Here is a 1,605-nt window from a genome sequence, read left to right as displayed (position 1 = left end):
CCTTTGCCGTCGACCGCTTCAAGGGCTGGCCGCACGGCGGCCACATCACGCTGGCGCGCGGCGAACGTTCGCGGCTGGCTGATTTCGCGAGCGAAGTGCTCTAAGCCCGACGGCGAAAAACGGCGCTTATCGGTGCTTACGGCGCCGAAATGAAAAAAGGCCAAGTCGCAAGACTTGGCCTTTTTTGTTCTTCAAATTCTGGTGGGCGGTGCAAGTTTCGAACTTGCGACCCCTGCAGTGTGAATGCAGTGCTCTACCCCTGAGCTAACCGCCCTATTGGTCAGCCTAAGATTATATGCTGTTTCGAACAGCTTTATGGCTTACGCCGCCAAAACACGCCAAACCGTTTTACCCTTGCTGGCCTTGTCAATATCCGCCAGCAGCTTTTCATGGTCGGCGATCTCCTGGTCGTTGGCGGCCAACAGCGGCAGGTCAAAGGTGCTGAGATCAATCTGGGGCACGTCACTATCGCCTTCCCGGGCGCTGTCCCCTACATCCATCACCAGCGCATTCTGGCCACGTGTCAGATTGATGTAGACGTCGGCCAGAAGTTCGGCGTCCAGCAAGGCGCCATGCAAGGTCCGGCCCGAATTATCAACCTCGAGCCGGTCGCACAAGGCGTCCAGCGAGTTGCGTTTGCCCGGGAACAGCTCCTTGGCCATCATCAGGCTGTCGGTGACCTTGGCCACACAATGCTTGATGGGCGGCCTGCCGATGAGTTCAAGCTCCTTGTTGAGGAAGCTCACATCGAAAGGCGCGTTGTGGATGATGATCTCGGCGTCCTGCAGGTATTCCAGCAGTTCGTCGGCCACGGCCGAGAACTTGGGTTTGTCTTTCAGGAACTCGTTGCTGATGCCGTGAACCTTGAGCGCGTCTTCGTGGCTGTCGCGCTCGGGGTTCAGGTAGAAGTGGCGGTTGTTGCCGGTGAGCTTGCGGGCCACCAGTTCCACACATCCGATTTCAATGATGCGGTCGCCATTTTCAGCGGAAAGACCGGTGGTTTCGGTGTCAAGAACGATTTGGCGCATGGCTGGATTATCGCTGTGCTGGGTCAGTGGATGTTTTTCCGCCGGGCCGCCCCTAGGAAAAATGCGCCCCCCCGGGGGGCAGCGCAGCACACGCAGTGGCAAGCGTGGGGGCTAATGATTCTCCTTTGCATGGTTGATGGAGTATTTGGGTATCTCCACCGTCACATCCGACTGGGCAAGGAAGGCCTGGCAACTCAGGCGCGAATTGGGCTCCAGGCCCCAGGCGCGATCCAGCAGGTCTTCTTCGCTCTCGTCGAGCTCGTTCAGCGATTTGAAGCCTTCGCGCACGATGACGTGGCAGGTCGTGCAGGCGCAACTGAGGTCGCAGGCGTGCTCGATGTTGATCTTGTTGTCGAGCAGAGCCTCGCAAATCGAGGTGCCGGCCGGCGCACTGATTTCAGCGCCCTCTGGGCAGTATTCGGGATGAGGCAGTATTTTGATGATGGGCATGGTTGTCAGTCGGTTCAGACCGCCTCGATGTTTTTTCCGGCCAGGGCTTGCTTGATGCCCCTGTTCATGCGCTGGGCGGCAAAGCCTTCGGTGCCTTTGGCCAGCGCCTGGGTGGCTGCTTCGATTG

At 58.6% G+C, this 1,605-nt stretch carries 2 protein-coding genes and 1 tRNA gene; all 3 read right to left on the bottom strand.

Annotation, left to right across the window (positions count from 1 at the left end; translation table 11 throughout):
* Positions 1–199: 199 nt before the first annotated feature.
* Positions 200–274 (bottom strand) — tRNA-Val (locus tag AC1D1X_RS22855).
* A 46-nt stretch (positions 275–320) separates the two neighbouring features.
* Positions 321–1,028, bottom strand: coding sequence for a DNA polymerase III subunit epsilon (gene dnaQ, locus AC1D1X_RS22850; RefSeq protein WP_477669136.1), 708 nt, complete (start codon positions 1,026–1,028; stop codon positions 321–323).
* A 111-nt stretch (positions 1,029–1,139) separates the two neighbouring features.
* Positions 1,140–1,478: an ISC system 2Fe-2S type ferredoxin gene (fdx, locus tag AC1D1X_RS22845; RefSeq protein WP_477669135.1), complete on the bottom strand. Its 339-nt coding sequence runs from the start codon at positions 1,476–1,478 to the stop codon at positions 1,140–1,142.
* Positions 1,479–1,605 lie beyond the last annotated feature (127 nt).

It is taken from the genome of Polaromonas sp. P1_G4 (assembly GCF_056405475.1).
The sequence above is the reverse complement of the archived record's forward strand: the minus strand, read 5'-3'. Positions and strand labels throughout refer to the sequence as shown.

What these genes read in the sequence shown, in the direction of transcription:
- dnaQ (WP_477669136.1), bottom strand. Translation starts at nt 1,028, where the DNA reads ATGCGCCAAATCGTTCTTGACACCGAAACCACCGGTCTTTCCGCTGAA.
- fdx (WP_477669135.1), bottom strand. Translation starts at nt 1,478, where the DNA reads ATGCCCATCATCAAAATACTGCCTCATCCCGAATACTGCCCAGAGGGC.